Annotated in this window: 22 protein-coding genes; 10 read left to right on the top strand and 12 right to left on the bottom strand. The window is 70.3% G+C overall.

Going from position 1 to position 22,683, the window contains the following annotated elements; genetic code table 11:
* Positions 1 to 80 precede the first annotated feature (80 nt).
* Positions 81 to 332, top strand: a complete 252-nt coding sequence (locus ACFC79_RS19380; protein ID WP_376241635.1) for a hypothetical protein — start codon at positions 81 to 83, stop codon at positions 330 to 332.
* A gap of 15 nt (positions 333 to 347) precedes the next feature.
* Here ACFC79_RS19380 and ACFC79_RS19375 read toward each other — a convergent pair whose 3' ends face one another.
* Both ACFC79_RS19375 and ACFC79_RS19370 read right to left on the bottom strand, forming a co-directional pair.
* Positions 348 to 1,205: a peptidoglycan-binding protein gene (locus tag ACFC79_RS19375; protein WP_376241679.1), complete on the bottom strand. Its 858-nt coding sequence runs from the start codon at positions 1,203 to 1,205 to the stop codon at positions 348 to 350.
* A 177-nt stretch (positions 1,206 to 1,382) separates the two neighbouring features.
* Positions 1,383 to 2,357, bottom strand: coding sequence for a peptidoglycan-binding protein (locus ACFC79_RS19370; protein WP_376241633.1), 975 nt, complete (start codon positions 2,355 to 2,357; stop codon positions 1,383 to 1,385).
* A gap of 372 nt (positions 2,358 to 2,729) precedes the next feature.
* Between ACFC79_RS19370 and ACFC79_RS19365 the strand changes: the two genes are divergently transcribed.
* From ACFC79_RS19365 to ACFC79_RS19350, 4 genes are read left to right on the top strand one after another with little or no spacing between them, the layout of a single operon-like run.
* Entirely contained in the window at positions 2,730 to 3,848 is a 1,119-nt protein-coding gene (locus tag ACFC79_RS19365; protein ID WP_376241631.1) for a sensor histidine kinase, read from the top strand.
* Positions 3,841 to 4,938 (top strand): hypothetical protein, encoded by a 1,098-nt coding sequence (locus ACFC79_RS19360; protein WP_376241629.1) that lies wholly within the window; start codon positions 3,841 to 3,843, stop codon positions 4,936 to 4,938. Before ACFC79_RS19365 ends, ACFC79_RS19360 begins: the two co-directional genes overlap by 8 nt.
* Positions 4,917 to 5,573: a response regulator gene (locus ACFC79_RS19355; protein WP_376241627.1), complete on the top strand. Its 657-nt coding sequence runs from the start codon at positions 4,917 to 4,919 to the stop codon at positions 5,571 to 5,573. The genes ACFC79_RS19360 and ACFC79_RS19355 overlap by 22 nt, the downstream gene beginning before the upstream one ends.
* A gap of 17 nt (positions 5,574 to 5,590) precedes the next feature.
* A complete protein-coding gene (locus ACFC79_RS19350) occupies positions 5,591 to 6,394 on the top strand; it encodes a hypothetical protein (RefSeq protein ID WP_376241625.1) in 804 nt (267 codons plus the stop codon).
* On the opposite strand, the gene ACFC79_RS19345 is transcribed toward ACFC79_RS19350, so the two are convergent.
* Positions 6,377 to 7,123, bottom strand: coding sequence for a hypothetical protein (locus ACFC79_RS19345; RefSeq protein ID WP_376241623.1), 747 nt, complete (start codon positions 7,121 to 7,123; stop codon positions 6,377 to 6,379). The genes ACFC79_RS19350 and ACFC79_RS19345 overlap by 18 nt on opposite strands.
* An 851-nt stretch (positions 7,124 to 7,974) precedes the next feature.
* Between ACFC79_RS19345 and ACFC79_RS19340 the strand changes: the two genes are divergently transcribed.
* Positions 7,975 to 9,603 (top strand): ABC-F family ATP-binding cassette domain-containing protein, encoded by a 1,629-nt coding sequence (locus tag ACFC79_RS19340; protein WP_376241621.1) that lies wholly within the window; start codon positions 7,975 to 7,977, stop codon positions 9,601 to 9,603.
* A gap of 209 nt (positions 9,604 to 9,812) precedes the next feature.
* On the opposite strand, the gene ACFC79_RS19335 is transcribed toward ACFC79_RS19340, so the two are convergent.
* Entirely contained in the window at positions 9,813 to 11,282 is a 1,470-nt protein-coding gene (locus ACFC79_RS19335; protein ID WP_376241619.1) for a M1 family metallopeptidase, read from the bottom strand.
* Between the two features lie 365 nt (positions 11,283 to 11,647).
* Positions 11,648 to 12,178, bottom strand: a complete 531-nt coding sequence (locus ACFC79_RS19330) for a GNAT family N-acetyltransferase (RefSeq protein ID WP_376241617.1) — start codon at positions 12,176 to 12,178, stop codon at positions 11,648 to 11,650.
* A gap of 35 nt (positions 12,179 to 12,213) precedes the next feature.
* Here ACFC79_RS19330 and ACFC79_RS19325 point away from each other — a divergent pair, with 35 nt between their 5' ends.
* Complete coding sequence (locus ACFC79_RS19325) at positions 12,214 to 12,816, top strand: hypothetical protein (RefSeq protein WP_376241615.1); 603 nt, start codon at positions 12,214 to 12,216, stop codon at positions 12,814 to 12,816.
* A 251-nt stretch (positions 12,817 to 13,067) separates the two neighbouring features.
* Here the strand turns inward: ACFC79_RS19325 and ACFC79_RS19320 are convergent, their stop codons facing one another.
* Positions 13,068 to 14,405 (bottom strand): PLP-dependent aminotransferase family protein, encoded by a 1,338-nt coding sequence (locus ACFC79_RS19320; RefSeq protein ID WP_376241613.1) that lies wholly within the window; start codon positions 14,403 to 14,405, stop codon positions 13,068 to 13,070.
* Between the two features lie 88 nt (positions 14,406 to 14,493).
* On the opposite strand from ACFC79_RS19320, the gene ACFC79_RS19315 reads away from it, so the two are divergent.
* On the top strand, positions 14,494 to 15,138 hold the full coding sequence (locus ACFC79_RS19315) for a DJ-1/PfpI family protein (protein ID WP_376241611.1): 645 nt from the start codon (positions 14,494 to 14,496) through the stop codon (positions 15,136 to 15,138).
* A 483-nt stretch (positions 15,139 to 15,621) separates the two neighbouring features.
* Positions 15,622 to 16,287 carry a DUF4232 domain-containing protein gene (locus tag ACFC79_RS19310; RefSeq protein ID WP_376241609.1) on the top strand — a complete coding sequence of 222 codons (666 nt, stop codon included), beginning with the start codon at positions 15,622 to 15,624 and terminating at the stop codon, positions 16,285 to 16,287.
* A gap of 168 nt (positions 16,288 to 16,455) precedes the next feature.
* Here the strand turns inward: ACFC79_RS19310 and ACFC79_RS19305 are convergent, their stop codons facing one another.
* The 4 genes from ACFC79_RS19305 to ACFC79_RS19290 all read right to left on the bottom strand — a co-directional run bounded on the left by ACFC79_RS19305 (position 16,456) and on the right by ACFC79_RS19290 (position 21,273).
* A complete protein-coding gene (locus ACFC79_RS19305) occupies positions 16,456 to 17,619 on the bottom strand; it encodes an NUDIX domain-containing protein (RefSeq protein ID WP_376241607.1) in 1,164 nt (387 codons plus the stop codon).
* A 29-nt stretch (positions 17,620 to 17,648) separates the two neighbouring features.
* Complete coding sequence (locus tag ACFC79_RS19300; RefSeq protein WP_376241605.1) at positions 17,649 to 18,239, bottom strand: class I SAM-dependent methyltransferase; 591 nt, start codon at positions 18,237 to 18,239, stop codon at positions 17,649 to 17,651.
* Between the two features lie 142 nt (positions 18,240 to 18,381).
* Positions 18,382 to 19,275, bottom strand: a complete 894-nt coding sequence (locus tag ACFC79_RS19295) for a hypothetical protein (RefSeq protein WP_376241603.1) — start codon at positions 19,273 to 19,275, stop codon at positions 18,382 to 18,384.
* A 108-nt stretch (positions 19,276 to 19,383) separates the two neighbouring features.
* Complete coding sequence (locus ACFC79_RS19290; RefSeq protein WP_376241601.1) at positions 19,384 to 21,273, bottom strand: ATP-binding cassette domain-containing protein; 1,890 nt, start codon at positions 21,271 to 21,273, stop codon at positions 19,384 to 19,386.
* 153 nt (positions 21,274 to 21,426) lie between these two features.
* Between ACFC79_RS19290 and ACFC79_RS19285 the strand changes: the two genes are divergently transcribed.
* Complete coding sequence (locus tag ACFC79_RS19285; protein ID WP_376241688.1) at positions 21,427 to 21,690, top strand: hypothetical protein; 264 nt, start codon at positions 21,427 to 21,429, stop codon at positions 21,688 to 21,690.
* A 136-nt stretch (positions 21,691 to 21,826) separates the two neighbouring features.
* Here the strand turns inward: ACFC79_RS19285 and ACFC79_RS19280 are convergent, their stop codons facing one another.
* Both ACFC79_RS19280 and ACFC79_RS19275 read right to left on the bottom strand, forming a co-directional pair.
* On the bottom strand, positions 21,827 to 22,393 hold the full coding sequence (locus ACFC79_RS19280; RefSeq protein ID WP_376241600.1) for a DUF6529 family protein: 567 nt from the start codon (positions 22,391 to 22,393) through the stop codon (positions 21,827 to 21,829).
* A 4-nt stretch (positions 22,394 to 22,397) separates the two neighbouring features.
* On the bottom strand, positions 22,398 to 22,661 hold the full coding sequence (locus ACFC79_RS19275) for a hypothetical protein (RefSeq protein WP_376241598.1): 264 nt from the start codon (positions 22,659 to 22,661) through the stop codon (positions 22,398 to 22,400).
* Positions 22,662 to 22,683 lie beyond the last annotated feature (22 nt).

Below are 22,683 nucleotides of genomic sequence, written 5' to 3'. Positions count from 1 at the left end.
CACCGGCCAGGCCATGACCTGCCTCGATCCTGTGGGCGGCGGCGAACCCGCAACCGGACGAGTGCGAGGTACCGCAGGCCATGCCCGGACTCGGCGCCGGCCCGGTGGCCGACCTGCCCGGGTTGCCGCTCGGCACCGACAAGGACTTCACCGCCGGGGAGTCCGATGGTACGGACCGGGAGATTTGGCAGGTTCGGTTGGATCTGGCCGAGGTCGGCAGCCGAAACGGTCCCGGCCCCGCGCCGGGCACGGGACCGGAATCCAGTCATGTCGCACTTCTCATGCCGCAGTTCTCATGCCGCAGTTCTCAAGCCGCACTTCTCAAGCCGTAGTTGTCGTGCCGTCGATCACTGGCCGACGAGTTCCCCGGCGCGTTCGATCAGCTCGCGGGCGGTGCCTTCCACGGCGTCGTAGCGGTCCGGGTAGGCCGAGACCTGCACAGCCTGCGCCACCTCGCCCGCGGACAGGTCCGGGTTGTCCGCCGCCACCCGGATGGCGGGGGTGAAGAACGCGTTCGAGGCGTACGACACGTCCATGATCTGTTCCGGCGTGCCCCAGCCCTGCGACGGACGCTGCTGGAACACCCCGAGCGAGTCCCGGTCGCCGCAGTCAAGGTTGTTCATGTTCGACTCGACCACGCCTGCCTCGAACCCGGCGAGCAACACCCTGTCGCTGACACCGAGTTCGACACCGGTCCGGTAGACGACCGTGAGCACCTCGGGGTCGGGCCGGTCCGGTACCGTGCAGCCCCCGCCGCCACCGCCGCCGTGGCCGACGAGGTTCTGCCAGGTCTCGGGGCCGATGATGCCGTCCACGGACAGGCCCTTGTCGTTCTGGAACGAGGTGACTGCGGCGGCGGTGGCCGGTCCGAACCGGCCGTCCACGGTCAGTCCGTACCCGTACGTGTTCAGGGCGGTCTGTGCCGCCGCGACGGCGTCGCCGCTCTCGCCCTCGCGGACCGTGACGATCAGGCCGGGCCAGGTCTCCGCACCGATGACACCGTCCGCGGCGTACCCCTTGGACTGCTGGAAGGCGACCACCGTGTTCTCGGTCGCCGGGCCGAAGTCGCTGTCGACCGAGACGTCGTAACCGTGACCACGCAGCAGGTACTGGGCGGTGGCGACGTTCGCCCCGGTCGTGCCATTGCCGAGGGCGGGCCAGGCCGGTGCGGCGGTGGCCGACTGCACGGGGCCGAGCGAGATCATCAGGGCCGCGCACAGCGCGGTGACCGCGACCCACACACGACAGGCCGACGGTTTCGTGATCAGTGTTCTTGCATTCAACCCGGACTCCCCGTGGTGAGATCGGTGCGATGGACGAGCAGGCCGACGTCAGGGCCCCGGCAGGCGAGTCGTCGAGACCTGCCGGGGCCCTGGCATCGGCTATTCGATGCAGCCGCCGGTCGGCAGGTCGCCGGCCGCGGGCGGGGTGGTTCCGTCGTAGACGGCCGACAGGAAGCTCTGCGGACAGCGGTTGGCGCCACCGGCGGTGATCTCGATGTGCAGGTGCGGTCCGGTGGAGTTGCCGGTACTGCCCGACAGACCCAGCTGGGTGCCCGAGCCGACCCGGGCACCGGAGCCGACTCCGTGCGCGGAGAAGTGGCAGTAGTAGTAGGTGGCGCCGTCGTCACCGACGACCTCGTAGCCCAGGCCGCACCGGTCGTTGTCGATCTGGTTCGCCACGCCGGAGCGCACCGAGTACACCGGGGTCCCGGTGCCCACCGGCAGGTCGAGTGCCGGGTAGTCGTGATGCGGCGCGTTGTAGTAGCCGCGGGACAGGGCATCGCGCGCGATGGGCAGGGAGTAACTGCCCCCGCCGCCACCGCCGCCGCCGTGGCCGACGAGGTTCTGCCAGGTCTCGGGGCCGATGATGCCGTCCACGGACAGGCCCTTGTCGTTCTGGAACGAGGTGACTGCGGCGGCGGTGGCCGGTCCGAACCGGCCGTCCACGGTCAGTCCGTACCCGTACGTGTTCAGGGCGGTCTGTGCCGCCGCGACGGCGTCGCCGCTCTCGCCCTCGCGGACCGTGACGATCAGGCCGGGCCAGGTCTCCGCACCGATGACACCGTCCGCCGCATACCCCCTGGACTGCTGGAAGGCCACGGTGGCACTCTCGGTGGCCGGGCCGAATTCGCTGTCGGCGGCGATGTCGTGACCATGGCTGCGCAGCAGGTACTGGGCGGCGGTGACATCGGGGCCCGACGAGCCGTTGCCGATGACCGGCCAGACCGGAGCGGCGGCAGCCGATTGCACGAGACCGAGCGAGACCACCAGGGCCGCGCATATTGCGGCAATGGCGACCCACGTACGACTGACTCCTGTTGCTGATATCAACCCGACTCCCACGTCGAGGAACATGGCGCGCCGAAACGTAGCAACAGACGGTCCGACAGACATCGGCTGTTCGACCGACGTACGGGGGCGGCATGTCCGCCGTGCCGATTCCGCCCCGGCCCCGTGCGGGCGTCCCGGGGCGGTCCGTCCGGGTCCGGTGGGGTCGACGAGCACGCACGCCCGACGTGCGGAGCCGTCGTACGGCTTCGGTATAGTCCCGCGTCGCCGGGATTCCTGCCCGGCAGGTGAGGTGGCCGGCTCAACGCAGGAGGACGGTGATCCGATGCCCGGGCCGTCATCCCGCGGTGTCGCACCGGTCGTTCCGGCGCTCCGCCCACTCGCTCGCGAAGAAGGCGGTACCAGCGGCCCGGCACCCGGCCCGGCCCGGTGAACGGCGTGTCGCCGATCTCGCCGCAGGGCAGCGTCGAGGCGCGATTCCTGGCGTCCGCCCACCGGTTGGTTCCTCCCGTGCGCGGGATCGCGCTGGTCGTCATCAGTACCTTCGGCCTTCTCGCGGTGCCCGACGAGTCCCTGCCGCTGGGGTTCGCCTTGTTCGGGTTGGTGCTCGCGGGGGCCGGGGTGGACTGCTGGGTGGGGTTCAGGGGGCGCGGCGCGGCGCTGTCACTGGTGTTCGCCGTGCTGCGAGTGGTGGCGGTCTGCGCGACCCAGGAATGGACCGGCGGGCCGCTGAACCTGTGGGCGCTGAACATGCTGACCACAACGGCGATCACGCTCCAGTGGGAGTGGCCCCCCGTGGTCGCCGTGCCCGTCACTTCCGGGCTGTTCGCGGTCGACCTGGCCGCGGTGGGGACCGATGTCGTCGGCACTCTGCTGCCGCGCCTGGCCTTCGAGTGCCTGCTGGCGCGCCTGGGGTTCGTGTTGCTTCGCCAATCGGGCAGGCGGGTCGACGAGTTGCGGGAACGCCGGTCGGCGCTGGCGCGCGCGGAGGCGGCCTCGCTGGCACGACACCGGCAGGAACGCGAATACCTCGCGCTGCTGCACGACACGGCGGCATCGACCTTCCTGCTGGTGACGGTGCAGGCGAAGGAGACGGACCCGGAAGCAGTCGCCGAGTACGCCCGGCACGACCTCGCGGTGCTCACCGGTGCCGCAGGGGGAGCGACCGCCCAGGACAGCGCCGTGGACCTGACGGCCTCGCTGCGCGCCGTCGTCGGCCGCAGTCAACTTGCCGTCGACGTCCGCACGGAGGACATCCCGCTGGTTCCGGCCTCGGTGGCACTCGCCTTCGTGCGTGCGGTGCGCCAGGCACTCGTGAACGTCGAGCGGCATGCCGGGGTCGACACCGCCGTGCTGAGCGTGCGCGGCGAAGGCGACCGGGTCGTCGTCGTGGTGGCCGACCGCGGGGTGGGGTTCCGCCCGGAAGGGGTGGCGCGCTCCCGTCGCGGGATCCGGAGCTCGGTGGTCGAGCGCATGGCCGCCGTCGGCGGCAGAGCCACGATCGGTTCGCGTCCCGGTGCGGGCGCCACCGTCAGGTTGGTGTGGCCCGATGAGTGAGAAACGCGCTGCGGGTGACCACGTCCACGCGACGATGCGGATCATCCTGGTCTGCGCCACCGGCGTCCTGCAGTTCGGCCTGAGCCTGCCCCCACTGCTCGCACAGGAGTACCGGCACCGATGGCTCGCCGTGACCGCCTTCGTCGCCCTGGCCTGCGTCACCGCCGTCTGCTGCGGGTGGGTGCTGCGGCGAAGGCCGTTGCCCGTCACCCTCGTGGTGGCCGGCACGGCAGTGGTACTCGCGGCGGCGTTCTGTGCCACGGCCGCGATCGCCCCGGACCGGCGATTCCAGGCGCCCGACTGGTCGCTCGGCCTGGTGGGGTGGCACCTGCTGTTGTTGTTGCTGGACCGGGTCCGGCTGCTCATCACGGTTCTGACCACGCACCTGGTGACGAGCTTGGGACTGTTCCTGTCGGCGGGTGTGCCGGACCGTGCCGCGTTGGGCGCGGCCGGTGCCGCCGCGTTCGGCGCGGTCGACGTCCAACTGGCGGTCGTGGTGATCACGCGAGTACTGCACCGGCAGAGCCGCGAGGCGACGGCGGTGGCCGAGGAACAGGACCGCCTGGTGACACGGGTGCTGGCGGCGCAGCAATGGGAACAGGGTCAACGGGACCTTTTCGCCGGACAGTTGGGATCGACGCTGCCGCTGCTCGCGGGCCTGGCCGACGGCGAACTGGACCCACGCGACAGCGACACGCGGCGACGATGTGCACTTGCCGCGACGCAGTTGCGACGGCTGTTCGCCGAGAACGACGAAGTGCCCGACCCGTTGGTGCACGAGGTCACCGCATGCGTCGACGCGGCGGAGCGACGAGGCGTGGACGTGTCGTTCGCGATCAGTGGCTCGGTCGTGCCGGTGCCCTCGCAGGTGCGCCACGAGCTGACCGGGCCGGTGGTCACGGCATTGTCGGCGGCGCGCAGTCGTGCCAGGGTGAGCGTGCTGCGCACCGATGAGGAGGTGCGCATCGCGGTGGTGGCCGACGCCTGTGCCGACGTGGTCACCGCCTCCACCGGCCGGGTCGAGGTCGAGTGCGGCGTCTACGGTGAGTACCTGCGGCTGGAGGCCAGATGGCGCAAGCGACAGAGCTGAGCGCGGTCATCGTCGACGATCACCCCGCAGTGCGTGCCGGGGTTGCCCAGTGGTTGGCCACCGGCATCCCGCCGATCCGGGTCGCGGCGTCGGGGGACGATGTCCGGGTCGCGTGGACCGGGGAGGGCGCCACCGCCGATGTGGTGATCCTCGATCTGCACCTGGGCGGGCCGACGCCGGCCATGAGCGAGCTGCGCAGGCTGGCCGAGGCGGGACGGCGGGTCGTCGTCTACTCGATGCGTGCGGACGACGAGACCGCTTTGCAGTGCCTGGAGCTGGGGGCTCTGAGTTACCTGACGAAGGCCGAGGGCGCCGAGCATCTCCTCGAAGCCGCCGCCACCGCGGCCGCAGGCCGCGCGTACACTCCGCCGTCGCTGGCAGGCGCGCTGGCCGGTGACCGCTCCACCAACCGGCCGACGCTCTCGGCGCGCGAGACCGAGGTGCTGGTCGAGTGGTTCCAGTCCGAGTCCAAGGACTTCGTGGGCCAACGCCTGGGCATCTCGCCGCGCACGGTCAACACCCACCTCGAACACATCCGGATCAAGTACGCGATGAGCGGCAGGGAGGCACCAACCAAGGCCGCGCTCCTGGCACGGGCGATCCAGGACGGACTGGTCCGGATCGACGACCTGTGACGGACCGGTCCCGATCGATGACCGACCGCGGCACGCCCCCGACGCTCGTCGGCCCCGCCTCGCTGGACGCCGAGCACGACATGCTCACCCGCCGGGTCGACCTGGCACGCGACTACGCCCGCCGGGCGGGCCTGAACCGCGTCGAGTTCAGTGCCCAAAGTGCCACCCTGGGCGTTCTCGCCCCGGGGACTTCGTACGCCGTGGTGCAGCGGGCGCTCGCCGGTCTCGGCATCGGCGAGGCCGCCACGGAAGCCCTCGGCCTCCGGCTGATCCGCATCTGCATGCCCTTCCCGGTCTCTGCCGAGGACCTGGCGGCCATGACCGGCGATCTGGACCGGGTGCTCGTCGTCGAGGACAAGGTCCCCTTCCTGGAGGGGCACGTGAAGCAGGCCCTCTACGGCATCGGCGATCCGCCCATGGTGGTGGGACGCCACGACGAGAGCGGCCGTCCACTGCTGACCGCGCGGGGCACCCCGGCGGCCGAGGACGTGGCGCGGGCACTCGCCGCCCGGATCGGACCGGAGCGGCTGCCGCGTACCGTGGGCACTCACCTGGCCGGGCCGGCACCGCCGGCGCGGAAGCGGATCGCCCTGCCGATGGTTTCGTCGCGCACGCCCTACTCCTGTTCCGGCTGCCCGCACAGCGCGTCGACGAAGGCCGCCGACGACACCCTGGTCGGCGCGGGCATCGGCTGCCACATCGTGATCGCGCTGGACGGCGCAGGCCGCGGCAACCAGATCGGGCTGACCCGGATGGGAGAGGGGCCGACTTTCCGCGGGCATCCCCCGGGCCGAGCGACGGTCTCACTTCACTCGGGTTGATATGGACTTGGCCAGCGCCACGACATCGGCGAAGCCCCCGTACTGGTTGTCGGAAGTCACGGACAGGACCCGGTCACCGATCCGTGTCACGACGAACTCCTCACCGACGTATGCCTTCCGGTCGACCTCGACACGCACGCCCTCCTCGCCCAGGCCGTCGACAGCGCTGACGGTCACCGTCACCGGGTTGATCAGCAGCCCCGACGAGTTCGGCTCGTAGGTGGTTCCGCAGACGCCCTCCAGCGTCCTCAGCCGTCTGAGGACCTCCGAAGCCTCTCCCGTGGAGTAGGAGCGCACCGTGACCCCGACCTCATGGGCAGACGAGTTCGCGACCCCCACAGCGGCGTACGCGGCCGAGTTGCCGAGAGCCGCCCCCGTGCCGCCGTCGGCCAGTTGGCTGCAGCCGAGGAGCGCCGTCGGGCTGGGTGCGGCGGATTCCGGCAGCTGCGTCGGGCCGCTGTCCCGCTCCTTGGACACGGAGGACAGCTTCCAGCCCCTGGGCAGGGTGCGGTTGGTCGGCAGGTAGGTCTTCAGGACCGATCCCGGCACCACGTTCGGGTCCACGGTCGGTGTCGCAGGTATCAACGGCGACGGGCTGTCGGCGGTGGGACCGGCCGCGGTCGGCGACCTGTCGGCCGTCGGCTCACCTTCCGACTGCGAACTGCAACCCACGCAGATGACGGCCGCGCACACGACCCCGGCGACCGTGGAGAATCGGACTGTTCTCATCGACACCTCGCTTTCATGCTCCGCATGAAAGCACACCGGAGTGACACGCCCACCACGCCAGACCCCGCACGAGCCAACCCATCGTACTTTTCAGGGGACTTGATCCGTGATATCGCGGACACGCGAGACACACGGGACACCGGATGCCGAGGATCCGGGAACGAACATCTCGGGATCGTGAAGAACGGTCCGCGGCCCGAAGTGACGATCCGGCAGGTCGCCGCCGATCCGGGGATCGGTCCCGAGATCCTGCGCAACCGGGGCGGGGCCGAGACGAGGACGGCTGCGGTGAGGACGTCGGCCAGCATGCCGTGGCGCCGTTCGGGGATGGCCACCGCGATGGCCTCGGCCACCGGCTCGTACATCTTGGGCCGACGGCCGACCTTGCGGATGTGCGTGGAGGCGCCGACGTGTCGGACCGTCGTTGGGCTTGATCCGGCGGGCGCTCGGGGCGCCGATGCGACAACCGGACCATGACCGTTCAGCGCCCACCAGTACCGAGGCCGGTCCAGCGGCGCGTCGTGGCGCGGGAGTCCGGGGCGGCGGGGGGCGGGGCACCCGAAAAGGCGTTGACAGTGCGGGCCGGCGCCCTGCTACGTTGTGCGGGCTTCTGTTGCCGCCGATTGGAGAAGGACGTTGCTCGTCTGAGGTCCTGAGACACTGTGTCCCCCCGTCCGTGTGGGGATGCCGCGTGCGACCTCGGCGTCGGAGCCGTCCTTGCGGAGCAGGATTACGTCATAATCCCGCGCTCCCTGGGCTTCACCTCTCTCCGGCCGACGGCGGGCCGCCGCCTCCCGGTGTCTCGATACGCGTTTGCCCCTGACCGCATCACGCAACCGCGGAGACTCTGTATGGCTCATTCCGTCACCTGTACGTCCCTGTCCTTCGCCTGGCCCGACGGCACATCCGTCTTCGAGGGACTCGACGCCGCCTTCGGCCCCGGCAGAACCGGGCTGGTCGGCGTCAACGGGTCAGGAAAATCAACCCTGTTGAAACTGATCGCCGGCCGGCTCGCCCCGGCCGACGGCACCGTCCGCGTGGCCGGCACCATCGGCTACCTCCCGCAGAACATCACGCTCGACACCGCCATGCGGGTGGACGAGGCGCTCGGCGTCGCCGCCCAGCGGGCAGCGCTGCACGCCATCGAATCCGGAGACGTGGCCGAGGAGCACTTCGAGACCGTCGGCGACGACTGGGACGTCGAGGAACGCGCCCTCGCCACCCTCGGGGAACTCGGCCTCGGGCACATCGGCCTCGACCGCACCGTCGGCGAGGTGTCCGGAGGCGAATCCGTGCTGCTCGGGCTCGCGGCGCTGCTGCTGCGCCGCCCGGACGTCCTGCTGCTGGACGAACCGACCAACAACCTCGACCTGTACGCGCGGCGGCGGCTCCACACGGCCGTCGCCTCCTGGCCGGGCGTCATGATCGTGGTCAGCCACGACCGGGAGCTGCTGGAACTCGTGGATCAGGTCGCCGACCTGCGCGCGGGCGGCATCACCTGGTTCGGCGGCAACTTCTCGGCGTACGAGGAGGCCCTCGCCGTCGAGCAGGAGGCCGCCGAGCGCATGGTCCGCGTCGCGGAGGCCGATCTGCGCAAGCAGAAGCGCGAACTTGTCGACGCCCAGGTCAAGCTGGCCCGCCGCAAGCGGTACGGCCAGAAGATGTGGGACCAGAAGCGCGAACCGAAAGTGGTCATGGGGTTGCGCAAACGCGCGGCGCAGGAGTCCGCGGGCAAGCACCGGGTGATGCACGAGGCGAGGCTGGCCGAGGCCAGGGAGCGGCTCGACGACGCGGTGGAGGCCGTGCGGGACGACGACGAGATCCGCGTCGACCTGCCGTACACCGCCGTGCCGCCGGGCCGGTCGGTGCTGACGCTGCGCGATCTGGAGCTGGTGCACGGCGCGCGCGTGGTCGGCGGGTACGACCTGCACGGTCCCGAGCGCATCGCGCTGGTCGGGCGCAACGGCGCGGGCAAGACGACGCTGCTGCGCACCATCGCCGGGGAGTTGGCTCCGGTGTCGGGCGAGGTGGCGGTGCATGTGCCGGCACGGTTCCTGCCGCAGCGGCTGGACATCCTCGACGGGGAGCTGAGCGTCGCGGAGAACGTGGCCCGTTTCGCGCCGGGCGCCACCAACAACCTGATCAGGTCGCGGCTGGCCCGCTTCCTGTTCCGGGGTGCCCGCGCCGACCAGAAGGCGGCGACCCTGTCCGGCGGCGAGCGGTTCCGGGCGACGCTGGCCGCGCTGATGCTGGCCGATCCCGCGCCGCAGCTGCTGATGCTGGACGAGCCGACGAACAACCTGGACATGGTGAGCGTCCGGCAGCTCACCACGGCCCTGGAGTCGTACGAGGGCGCGCTGCTGGTGGCCGGCCACGACCTGCCGTTCCTCGCCTCGCTGGGCATCACTCGGTGGTTGCTGCTGGAGGAAGGAGAGCTGACGGAGACCACACCGGAGGCGGTGGACGCCATGAGCGGCTGACGCGGCCCGCCGCGAACGGTCGACCCGGTGCGCGGCGGGCGGTACGGCACCCGGCAGGGAGGGCAACGGGATTGCTTCCGTGGAGGGCGATCACGCTCACCACCCGCTTTTTTCACGGGAGCCCCGAACGGGACCGGCGTGGGCACGACTGACAGCGCCGGCGACGGCGCCGTCTCCTCCTGCGGCGGCCTGCTCGGCGTCGCATCCCGTCACATGCGGGAGGGCTTCCTCCTGTCGAAGAGCCAGGTGTCGAAGAGTGCGGTCAAGTCCTTCCCGGACCTGCTCTCGCACAGGGCGATGAACTGCCGGGTGTCGGCGTTGCCGTGCCGGTGCTGCCGGGTCCAGGAGCGGAGGATGCCGAAGAAGGTCTCGTCGCCGACGGCCCTCCGCACCTTGTGCACGACCATCGCACCGCGTCCGTAGACGGGCGGGTCGGAGATGCGCCCGCCGCTGGGCGGATCCGCCGGCGGGAACGCCCAGATGCCCTCGCTCCCGGCGTCCGTGCCGTCGTAGAAGTCCTCGAAGATCTCCGTGGCGCTCCTGTTGCCCCGTTCCTCCTCCCAGAGCCACTCCGCGTAGGTGGCCAGGCCCTCGCTGAGCCACATGTCCTTCCACTCGCGCGGGGTGACGGAGTTGCCGAACCACTGGTGTGCCAGTTCGTGCACGAGCAGCGCCTCGTCGGGCGCCTCGCCGAAGTAGGGCCTGGTCTGGGTCTCCAGGGCGTAGTCGAGCCCGGGCAGGTGGTCGACGACGGCACCCGTCGAGGAGAAGGGGTAGGGACCGAAGCGTTTGCCGGCCCAGTCGACGATCTCGGGCACCAGGTCGGCGACATCGGCGGAGTCCTCGGCCTCGTCGGGGTCGATGGCGACGTGGACGGGCACGTCATCGGCCGTCCGGCCCTTGTGGATCTCGAAGTGACCGACGGAGACGTGTGCGAGGTAGCTGGCCATGGGCTCCTGGGTGCGCCAGTGCCGGGTCACCGTTGTGCCGCTGTCCTCCTCCGCAATCAGCTCGCCGTTGCTGATCACGTCGTAGGGGTCGCCGTCCTCGTCCTTGGGCACGGTGACCGTGATGTCGTACGTGGCCTTGTCCGACGGGTGGTGATTGCCCGGGAACCAGGTCATGGAGCCGGACGGCTGGCCCAGGGCCGTCGATCCGTCGTCGGTCTCCATCCAGCCTTCCGTGCCTCCGTCGTCGTCCCCGAGCGTGCGCGGTGTGCCGTCGTAGGTGACGACCGTCGTGAAGACTTCGCGCTTCCTCACCGTCCTCGCCGGTGTCACGAGCAGTTCGTCCTCCGAGCGAGCGACTCCGGCCCTGGCTCCCTGCACCGTGGTGGTGCGTATCCGCAGCCCCGACAGGTCGAGGTTGAAGCGGCTCAGGTCCTGGGTGGCACGCGCTGTGATGACCGCCGTGCCCTTCAGGTGGTTGGTCTCGGGCACGTAATCCAACGTCAGCCCGTAGTGCACCACGTCATAGCCGCCATTGCCGAGCGCCGGGAACAGCCGGTCCCCGACTCCGGCCGTGCCGGGCCTTCCGACCGCGACACCACCGTTTCCCGGTGTGGAGCCGGTGCAGGACGTCGTCACGGCCAGGAGGAGTGCGGTGGCCGGAGCCCAGCCGGACAGACGGCCCGGGACCGCCGCCCGAGGCCGACCGCCCTTCGCCCCATGCGGTTTCATCTCGTGTCTCCCTTCGATTGCAGGACGCGAGACGTCAGAAAGCCGGCGTCGTCCGTTGGTTGCTTCGAGACCGGCAAAACTTCTTCGCGCCTTGCGGCCGGCGTGACGACGCTTGTGTTCCGTGACCGGGACGAGCATGGGCCGCACGGACGGGAAGGGCCCAGGAGGCCGCCTTCACGCGGAGGGGCCTGCTGAACCTGTTGGGTCCGGTGGGGATGATCCCGGCTGAGCCGGACCGCCAACGCGGGGCGGCGGCCGCGGCCGCAGGGTTGAGGCCGGCCGGGGTTCCTCCGGTACCTGCGGGAACATCCGCAGCCTGCTCGTCGAACTCCAGCCCCACCGACACTTCCGTGGTGAACGGTGCTCTACTCCAGGTGCCGCCGATAGTGCGCGAGTTCGATGTGTTCGCCGGAGGGCGTGCGGCCGACGTCGATTCCGGTCCGGTTGAATCCGCTGCGCTCCAGGCATCGCCGGGACGAGGAATTGCTGGTCGAGGTGCGTGCCGTCATTTCGCTCAGGCCACTGCGGACCGCCAGTGCCGCCGCGAGTTCCAGCGCCGCGGCCGAGTGGCCCAGGCCCCTGGAGTCGGGATGGAGCCAGAACCCGACTTCGGCAGTGCTGTCCGTGACATCGAAGAGCACCAGGCTGCCAAGGAATGTGCCTGCGTCGTCGACGATGCTGAGCAGCGCAAGGTCACCGGCCCGGAGGTGTCGAGGAACGACGTCGTCGGCGAGGCGAGCCACGGCTTCAGGCGTGTACTCCGGTTCAGGCAGATGCCCGTATTTCCGTACGAGTGGATCCTGGCTTCCGGCGGCGTACCGTTCGGCGTCGCGAGAGGACAGGGGGCGGAGTGTTCGAAGGCCGTCACCGATGGGGAGCAGAGTCGCGTCGATCATGTCGCTAAACTAACAGCAATCGTTTAAGGAGGGGCATGAGCTACTGGGAGCACGTCAAGCCGGTGCGGCGCGTCCGGGCCCTCGATCCGGAGGTCATCGCGCGCGCAGCCGTGCGCATCCTGGACGCTTCGGGGATCGATGGACTTTCGCTCCGCGCGTTGGCGAACACGCTGGAGACGGCACCGGCAAGCCTCTACTCGCGCATCAACGGCATCTCGGATGCCCTCGACCTGGCGCTCGACCATGCCCTGGAGCATGATGCCGCGGTTCAGCACGCCCTCTGCGAGGAGGAAGCGTCGGAGGTCCTGCTGTCGCTGTACCGCCACCTTCTCGGGCACCCGTGGGCTGTCCAGGTCATCGCCATGCGCCCTCCACGAGGGCCGGCCTACCTCGCGTTCTCGGAAGGACTCTCCGAGCGACTTGGCAGGTCGGATGCCCCCGCGCCGCTGTGGGTCGCGTACGCGGCGAGCAACCTCGTTGTGGGAAGCGCCATGACCCACCGAGCGGCTCGGCTGGAACCCCGAACTCCGGGCGACGCGAGCGTGGCGCCGGTGTACGAAGAACTGAGACGCGAAGCCTCGCACGACCCGGAGGAAGTCCTTCGACAGGCACTTCACGTGCTTCTGGCGAACGTGTGACCGTCGGCAAACGCTGCTGTCCCACAACAACCGGTGGCTCCGCAGCCGGACGGGCCGCACGGCAGGGAAGCCGGAACTCGTCGGCCCGCCGCCCGTCACCGGGATGGGCTCGGACGCGATGGGCGGCGACATGACGGCGCGGGTCGCGGCGGAGGCCGGACGCGGATGCCTGCCGGCCTTCCCCCGGCGTCCAGCGCCGACGATCTTTCGCACGCCCGCCAGGGATTACGGGACAGCCCTTGTGGGGGAGTTCAAGCGTAGGCGTCCTCGACGGCCACTCGTCGCACTGTACGCAGCGTCGACCGGAGACTGTCCAGATCGGTCGAGCCCAGAGCGAGGCGGATCGCTTGCGGTGTGTGCGTCGAGGTGGTGAACGGCTCGGCCGTGGATACCGAGATGTGCCGGCGCGCGAGGGTGGCGGTCAGGCGATCGGCACGTGCGTCGTCGGGCAGCGGCAGCCATGTGAAGTAGGACGAGGGGTGGCCGATGAGCGGCAGGCCGGCCAGCTCTTGTCCGGTGAGTGCTTGGCGGGTCCTCGCGTCGTCCCGTTTCAGCGCTTCCAGGTGGTCCACCGTGCCGTCCTCGAGCCAGCGGCAGACAATCGCCGTGGTGAGAGCCGGGGTGTTCCAGGTGGTCGCCCGAATCGCGCGTTCGAGCGAGGGCACCGCAGAGGGCGGGGCGACGACGAAACCGACCCGGAGACCGGTGGCGACGCTCTTGGACAGCCCCGAGACGTAGACGGTGATGTCCGGCGCCACTGCAGCCAGGGGTGGTGGCGAGTCCTCCACCAGGTAGGCGTAGGAGGCGTCTTCGATGAGCAGCGGACCGTGCTGTCGAGCGATCCCGATGAGGCGGGTTCGGTCAGGTGCCGACATGACCCAGCCCAGAGGGTTGTGCAAGGTGGGCATGGTGTAGATCGCGCGCACGGCGCGCGTCGCGCACAGCTTCTCGAGGGCATCGAGATTCGGCCCGTCGGCGGTCACGGGTACGGGTTCCAGGTCGAGATGAAAGGCATGCGCGAGCACCTTGAAACCCGGGTAGGTGAGTGCGTCGACCGCGACGACGTCGCCGACGTCGAGCGCGGCCATGAGAGTGATGGTCAGGCCGTGCTGCGCACCGTTGGTGATGAGGATCCGATCCGCGTCGGTGGTGATTCCTCGACGCCGCAGGTGCCGCGCGATCGAGGCTCTGTCCTGGGGGCGCCCTCGATGTGGTTGGTAGCGCAGCAGCGAGTCGAGATCACCGGAGGTGGCCACCTCTCGCAGTGTCTGCCGGAGGAGATCGGCTTGCCCGGGCAGCGACGGACAGTTGAAGTTGAGGTCGACCGCATCCGTGGCGACGGCCTGTTGATCGATGCCGTGACCGGCAGGGACCGCGATGTCACGCACGAACGTACCGCGGCCCTGTTCCCGGCTCACCAGGCCCATCGTTTCCAGCTCGGCGTACACCCGGGTCGCGGTCACCACGGCGATGCCCTCACGAGCGGCGAGCCCGCGGTGCGTCGGCAGCCGCACGCCCGCGGCGAGCCGCCCGGTCCGGATGTCGCATGCGAACGCGTCGACCAGCGTTTTGTACCGCGAGGCAGCCATGCACCGGATTGTACGCATGACAATTTCTCGACTGTCCTGGTCGTGGGTCATTACGGTCAGGACCCATCCATCGGGAAGGACAACCGCCGTGCACATCGCCATCCTCACCTTCGAGGGTTACAACGAGCTCGACTCCCTGATCGCGCTCGGTGTGCTCAACCGCATCAGGGCCGACGACTGGCGCGTCACCATCGCCACCCCGAGCCCCAAGGTGACGTCGATGAACGGAGTGGTCATCGAGCAGATGTCCACTCTTGAGGAGGCATGTACCGCTGACGCCGTCATCGTCGGCAGTGGCGTGGCCACCCGCGAGGTCGTCGAAGACCCGGCGATCATGAGCGTCCTGCGTCGCCTGGACCCCTCGCGCCAGCTCATCGCGGCACAGTGCTCCGGCGCGCTCGTGCTGGCCGAGCTCGGCCTGCTCAGCGACATCCCCGCTTGCACCGACCTGATCACCAAGCCCTGGGTCGTCGCCGCCGGCGTCGAGGTTCTCGACCAGCCCTTCTACGCCAAGGGCAACATCGCGACCGCCGGCGGCTGCCTGGCCTCGCACTACCTCGCCGCCTGGATCATCGCCCGCCTCAAGGACGACGACGCCGCCGAAAGCGCGCTGCACTATGTCGCCCCGGTCGGCGAGAAGGAGGAATACATCGAGCGTGCCTGGCACAACATCACCCCCTACTTGTCCGCTGCCGCACCGGCGCTCGTCCGAACGACGAGTCGCAGACAGTGACCTGCCGGGAAGCCGCCCCCGGCAGCCGGGCCGCTCGCTCGCGGCCCGAACCCTAGGGCGTCATTCGGTACCGCCCATCGCGGTCACGGATGCCGGACCGGCGCCTGCTCGACCCCGCGGAGGCGCGACGGTCAGCCGCCCGTCAGGGCCGCAGGCCGTCGGTGGCAGGCCGGTGGCAGGTGTCAGAGCCTGTGTCTGCGACTGCACACCTGATCCGTCACGTGCTGTGGCCGATAGGAGGGTTCCTCCGCGAACGGGTCCGCGCGGTGCGTGTTCGAGTTGCTGGGGACATGGTTCCGGCGTCGTGCAGGAGCACTCGGGCGAAGTGGGAGCCCCAACTGGTGCCCGACAGCGACGTGTTGGTGGACCGTAGGGTCAACGCGCCTGTGACAGAACGAAGACGTCGCGGAGGACTGCCTGTGACTCGGTGCGAGATACAAATACTTCCGACCACATGCACCGCGCTACTCCCGGGGGAACAACGTGAAGTACACCCGCATCACCGCTCTCGCCGCCATCGGCGTCGCCGCCACCCTCTCGCTCACCGCCTGTGACGGCGACAGCTCCGGGAAGGACTCGTCCTCCAAGGGTTCCTCCTCGTCTTCTTCGTCCACGGACGTCGGCTCGAAGTCGGAGGGCGGCTCGGGCTCCGGCGGCTCGGAGGCCGGCAACGCGAAGTCGGGCTCCGGTGAGGACACCAGGACGGAGGCAGCCGCGAACGGCGCGACGAAGACCGGCGGCAAGGTCGCGTTCTGCAAGGCGGAGGACCTGGCCATCGACGCCAGGGACGCCGCGCCCGACAAGGACGCCGGCAGGATCGACATCACCATGATCAACCGGGGTTCGACCACCTGCTCGGCGACGGGCTTCCCGGGCGTCGACATCAAGGACGCCGACAACACCTCGAACCCCATCGAGCGCGGCCACGCCCAGCCGCGTATCACCACCCTGAAGCCCGGCGAGGCCGCTGTCTTCAATCTCGCCTACGACATCGACAACACCGGCGGCAGCCTCGCGTCCCCGACCAACCTCCTGGTGACGCCCCCGAACGAGACCCACACCGTGAGCCTGAAGTGGCCCGCGGGCGCGGGGGACATCAAGGGCGCCTACACCGACGTCGAGGTCTACCCCACGCACACGACCGAGTAGGGATGATGCGCGGCCGGCCGCACAGGGCTCCGGCTCCGCCGAGCGCGGTCCTGCCGCATTCGCGCAAGTCTCGGGGAGCGGGCAACGGTCTCGGTGACTGCTGCCTCCACCACTTCGTCCGGGGGCCGCATGCCCATCGTCGGCGGACTGCTCGGGCCGGACGGCGGACTACCGGCCGGGGGAGGCGTACGGCTGGAAGCGGGCGGGCGGGTGGTCGAGCGGGAGGCCGGGGTTCAAGGCGGTCAGACACTGGGCGCTGGGCACGAACAGCGGCTGGGGCAGTGCGTGCAAGGGCCAGAACCTCCAGGACCCGATGGCCTCCTCGCGCTGCTGCGGCGTGCCGGACCAGGTGGTGACGAGGACAGGCACCGTCAGGCGGACGACCTCGCCCACCCGGTCCAGGAGGGTGCCCAGCACCCGCACGCCGCCGGGGTCCGCCAACAGGCCGGCTTCTTCGTGAAGTTCGCGGACCGCCGCCTCGGCGAAGGACTCGCCCGGCTCCACGGACCCGCCGGCCAGCTCCCATGTGCCACGCCGGTGACGGCCGAGAAGGACACCGTCAGCACCGTGGACGATCACCCCGACCCCGAGTGCCGCGTTCGGCGGCGGCAGCGAACTGCTGCGGGGCCGGCTCGGCACACGCCCCGGACGGCGGGCCTCGTACAGCCGGTAGGAGACCGGGGCGGCCGGCTGCGGGGAGTCGATCGCCGTGACCGCCTCCAGGATGAAGCCGTGCTCGCCGAGGAGGTCTTCCCACAGCTGCGGCATGAGTACCCACATGTGCACGGTGTGGTCCTCGGTGGTGCCGGGCAGCCGCAGAACCTCGCGCCGCGCGGCCACTTCGCCGAACGGACCGCGGCCGTCGGAGTTGGTGTGCAGCGCGGAGAAGATCAGTCGGCCTCCGGGCCGGATGCCGTTGGCCAGGGCGGGCAGCAGCCGTCGCGGGTCGGTGAACGGGAGCCCGCTGACGGAGTAGACCAGGTCGTACGGGTCGGCGGTGCGCAGGTGGTCCGCCGCGTCGGCGCACTCCAGGCGCAGACCGCGGGTGGCCGGATAGCGGGCGGTGGCGCGTTCGTGTTGGGTGGGGGAGGAGTCCACGGCGGTGACCTGAGCGCCGAGGGCGGCCAGATGGGCGGCGTGTCGGCCGAGCCCGCTCCCGAGGTCGAGCACGCGCAGCCCCGTCACGTCGCCGAAGACCTCGTCGAGGCCGGGGCCGGCGTCCGGGATGTCCCAGGCCCACCCGTCGAGCTCGGGCAGCTCGATCGCTCGGGCGAGCTGGTGGGCGCCGTACGTGGTCCAGGCTGCCGTGTTCTGCGTGTTGGTGTCCGGCATGAAGCGCTCTCCAGTAGAGAAAGGAGTGGTCAGGGGCGCAGGGAGTAGCAGCGCAGGAGGTCGAGGTCGGCGGTGCGTACGGTGGACCAACCGGCCGTGAGCAGTTCGGCGTCCGCCGCCGTGATCCCGAGTCTCCGAAGGGCGGGGTCGGTGGTTGTACGGCGGCCGGCGATCTCGGTGACGACCCAGAACGTTCCGCCGGGCGCCAGGAGGCGACGGACACGGTCGACGAACGCGGCCTTGTCGTCCATCCACCGGTAGACCAGGCGACAGGTGACGACGGCGTAGGCCGCATCGGGCAGGACAGCCGGGTCTCCGGTGGTGATGTCCCAGCACCGCCAGGCCGGCCCCGGGGCAGTGCCGGTGTCCTGGGCGGCGGCGAGGGCGAGAGCACTGGGAGAGCAGTCGATGCCGGTCGTGCGGTATCCGAGCCCGTGGTGGAGGTGGCGGACCAGGGCGCCGTCACCGCTGCCGATGTCGAGAGCGGGGTGACTGCGGCCGGATCCGAGGTGATCGTTCATGAGCCGCAACTCTGCCTCGCACAGCGGCCGGTACCGGCGCCCCTCGGCCCAGAGCGGTTCCCAGTGGGCGGCGCTCGTGGTGGACCCGGCGGCAGTCACGATGCTCCTCCCCGGGCGGTCGGCACGGCCGTGGGGGCGAGCGAGGCGGGCATGGCCCGCAGCACTCGGACAATGACGCCCCGTCCCTCACCGGGACATCGGAGAAGAGCCCTCACATGCGTGACGCACCAGCGGATGCCGCTCACAGCGCGGACTCCTTCATGAGCCGGTCCAGGGTCCGCCGGCCCCGCGCGGTGACCTCGGGATGGTTGTTGTCCGGGCCCCAGGCCAGGCAGTCGACCGCGTCCAGCACGGTCAGGCAGCGCAGCGCGTGCCGCTCGGCTCCGGTCGGCTCCCGCCCGTACGCCTGAAGGAACGCCCTCTCGCGGTCGGGGTGGTCGAGCCATTCGGTGACGCCGAGGACGACGAGGTCCTGCACGCGGGCGGCCGGCCGGGTGCGTTCGAAGTCGACGAGCGCGAGTCCGGCCGGGGACCACAGCCAGTTCCGCGGCTGGTTGTCGCCGTGGATGTAGCCGACGGGTACCGGGCCGACGCGGCGGAGTCGGGCGGCGTGGTCGCGGATCAGCTGCCGCTCGTCTTCGGTGAGCCGGTCTCCGGCGTGGGCCAGGTGCTTCTCCGCTCCGTCGGTTGCGGCTGCCAGGGATGCTTCGGCCTCGGCCCGGTCGTCGCGGTCGAGTGCACCGGCTTCGTGGAGGCGGGCGCACAGGGCGCAGGCCTGCCGGTGCACGGCCCGCCACTCGCCGTCGGCCGGGTCGAGTCCCTGCGCCGGGATGCCGGGCACCGCGGTGAGCAGCACAGCGCGGTCCTTCGCACGGCTGTCGACGAGGTGGGGCGCGCGGCCGTGACCGAGCGCGGGGACGACGTGGCGGTAGGCCCGGGTCTCACGGATGAAGAACTTCACCGAGGGCGAGACCTTCACGTACCAGCGGGCCTCGCCGTCGCCTTCCAGCTCCCACACCCTGGAGCGGTACCAGTCGTGCGAGGCGTCGCGGACGGCCACGACGGGTCCGATGTGCGCTTCCGCCCAGCGCCGCACCGCCGCGGGCAGGGGTTTCGATTGCCTCACGCCGCGCATCTCACGTTGGGGTGTGCGGCGGGCGCCGGGCAACTGCGGCTGTCGGCGGGGTTCGGGGAAGGGGGCACAGGCTACTCCTCGGCGGGACGGCGGGCGGGGCGCAAGTGGTCAGCGATCCTGGGAGAGTTGAAGGAGTTCGGCGAAGGTTCCGCCGGCGTGGACGAGGTCGTCGTACCGGCCCTGCTCGGTGATCCGGCCGTGCTCCATCACGATGATGTGGTCGGCGATCTTCGTGTTCTCCAGACGGTGGGTGACCACGATGGTGATGCGGTCGGCGGCGATGGCCTTGATCTGTTCGAAGATCTGGTGCTCACCACGCGGGTCCATCTGGGATGTCGGCTCGTCCAGGATCAGCAGACCCGGGCGGCGGTACAGGGCCCTGGCGCACGCGATGCGCTGCCACTGACCGCCGGACAGCTCCGAGCCGCCGAAGACCTCGCGGGACAGCAGGGTATCCAGGCCCGCGGGAAGGTCGTCGACGGCTTCGCGCAGGCCGGCCGCGTCGACCGCCTCCCAGACGGGGGCGTCGTCGTACGTGCGGGGCTGGCCGAGGGTGACGTTCTCGCGAACCGGCATCGGCCACTGGGCGAAGATCTGCGGCACCAGACCGGTCTGCGCCCACACACCGGCGGGATCCACCTCGGCCAGGTCGGCGCCGTTCCAGGTGACCTTGCCCTTGTCCGCCAGATAGATGCCGGTGAGCAGGCGGGTGAGCGTGGACTTCCCCGAACCGTTCGCCCCGACGATCGCGAGGATCCGACCGCGCTCCAAGGTGAGGGAGACGCCGTCGACGGCGGGCTTGTCCTTGCCCGGGTACTGGTAGGTGACTTCGTCGAGCTGGATCTGCTCGACCAGATCGCCGAGCCTGCCCGGACCGCGCTGGGGAGTGCGGGCCGCGGCGTCGTCGAGGAAGGCTTGCATGTCACTGAGGTAGAGACTGGTGTGAAAGACCGCGGCGCCGTTGATGACGACCTGGGAGAGCGCGGCGAGCGTGGTCTGCACGGCGATGACGGCCGTGGCCGCGACCGCCAGTTCGATCCGGCCCGAGACCGCCAGCCACGCCAGGGCTCCCCAGGTCGCCAGGAGGAACACCCCGCCGGCCGACGCGGAGAGCACCGCGATCCGCAGGGTCCGCGGCGCGGCGGCCAGGGTGCGCCGGTCGCACCGTTCGGACAGCGCCCGGTACCAGTGGACGAGGTAGTCGGTCATCGAGTTCGCGCGGACCTCGTCGCCGTACTTCGGCGTGGTCGCCCACCAGCGCATCATCCCGCGCACGTTGCGGTCGGCGATGTTGGCGTAGTGGATCTCGTAGTCGACCCGGGCGGTCAGGACCGCCCCCATACCGGCGGGCAGCACCGCGAGAAGGAGCAGTGGCAGCATCAGCGGATTCAACACCGACAGCACCCCGCCGGCGGTGACCATCCGGATCAGCGCGGACAGGAATCGCTGGGCATCGGTGACCATCACCTGGGTGCGGACGACTCCCATCTCGGCCGCCTCGTGCCGGTCGGAGAACCCCTCCTCCGCGTACGCGGACGCCTCCACCCGGCACACCGCCTCGACCAGTGCGCTGTCCGTCTCCGTCGTCAGTCGCGGGGTGATCCGCCGCTCCGCGTACGTGGCCACCGCCGTCGCGCCGCGGCCCAGCGCGGCGGCGAGCGCGACCACCACCAGCGCCGGCACAGCTCCGTGCAGCCGGTCGCCGGCCGACCCGTCGCCCAGGACCGGCTTCATGGCGCGGGCTGTGGCGGTCAGCAGTACGGCGGCCGATACCCCCGTGACCACCTGGCAGCCCAGCAGCATCTGCACGGCCCGTCGGTCGGTCCGCCACGACAGCCGGGCGATCCGGCCCAGCACGGCCGGGATCTGCCCGCACATCCGCCGGAAGGACACCTCGGCGAGCGGATTGACGGAGTACTGCCCGCTGTAGGTGATCTCCGCCGGCGGTGGCGGAGGAGGCGCGGTGGCCTGGTGCGTGTTCGTGGCGGCCGAGGTCAACGTGGTTCCCCCTTGATGGTCGTCCAGTGCGGTCGTGAGGCTCAACGACCCGGCCGGGATTTCGAACGCATGTGTTTCGGTCGGTCTCGGAATCCCGAGACGGAGCGGGGGTCGGTGCGTGGAGGATGCATGGACCCGGGCCCGGCAACAGGTATGCGAACTGAGCCTCGCCGCCCGCACCCCGGCGCCCAGCTCTCCTTGTTCGACAGTGACGAGGGCCTGCGGCACCAGGTCTTCCTCACCGACAGCCCGTACTCCGGCAGCGGCTCGGTCCAGTTCCTGGAGGTCCGCCACCGCAAGATGACCAACTGGCACCTCAAACACACCCACCACCGCAACCCGCCCCGACCACCCACTCCCGCCGTCACACTGGTCCCACCCACCAAACCAACCAGCAGACGCCAGAAAGCCACCTAAATCACCGGTATTGCCCTTGGGGAGCGTATTTGGTCGTGATCAAGGGGTGGTCCTGGTGAGGTCTTTGATCCAGATCAACGCGGTCGGTCCGGCCGGGGCCGCCGTCGGCTGCCGGAAGAGACGTCTCGTGCTCCGCTCACAGGCCGGGGGCCTGGAAGCCGTTCAGGTACCAGAAGGCGGCGGCGTACCAGATCAGGGCGATCGCGGTGACGAGGGCGCCTCCGGCCAGAGGGAGTGTCCAGCCGGGCCAGTGACGGTGACGGACCACGATGACCTTGGCGAAGAAGGCACCGTAGAGGAAGCAGCCGGTGAGCGAGTGCACCGCCACGCGGGTGTCGGTCAGCTGGACGCCGTAGGTGGTGATGCAGTGCTGAGCGATGGGGAGGGAGAGGAGGAAGGCGATCAGACCGATGAGGCGGTGCGTCGTGTGGACCCGGTGCGGTGCGGTTCGCAGTGCGGGCAGGCGGCCGTACATCCAGAGGGCGAGAAGTAGCTGAATCAGCGCCAGGCCCAGCAGTGCGGACCCGAGTTGGGCTTTGAGCAGTCTGGCGTCGTCGCCGCTTTGCCCGAAGAGACTGTTCTCGTAGGCGGGGGTGTGTACCCGGCCGTACCAGTAGATGCCGACCGTGACCGCCACGGGCAGGAGCATCCACAGGACGCCGTAGCGCCGTCGGCGGTTGGCAGGCTGAGCGAGACCGTCCACGTGATCAGCCGCCCCCACTCTCGTTTTTGCCGCGCTGGAACTGGACGGCACTCCACGTGGTGCCGAGCGCGGCGCTGGGAGTACCGGTGGTGCGGGCCGACGGTCCGGAGACAAGGCGAGGATCGGTGCGGGCGGAGGCGGCCGCCGCCAATGCGGGCTGCGGGCTCACGCCGATCGTCGTCCTTCTGCCACCGGAGCAACCGATGTCCACCGTGGCACGCATGGCGTCAGCGGCGACCGAGGCGGTCGCGAGGCGAGGGTTTCTCAACAGGTTCTCCAGGCATTACGGG

It is taken from the genome of Streptomyces sp. NPDC056061 (assembly GCF_042266885.1).
GTDB lineage: Bacteria > Actinomycetota > Actinomycetes > Streptomycetales > Streptomycetaceae > Streptomyces.
The sequence above is the reverse complement of the archived record's forward strand: the minus strand, read 5'-3'. Positions and strand labels throughout refer to the sequence as shown.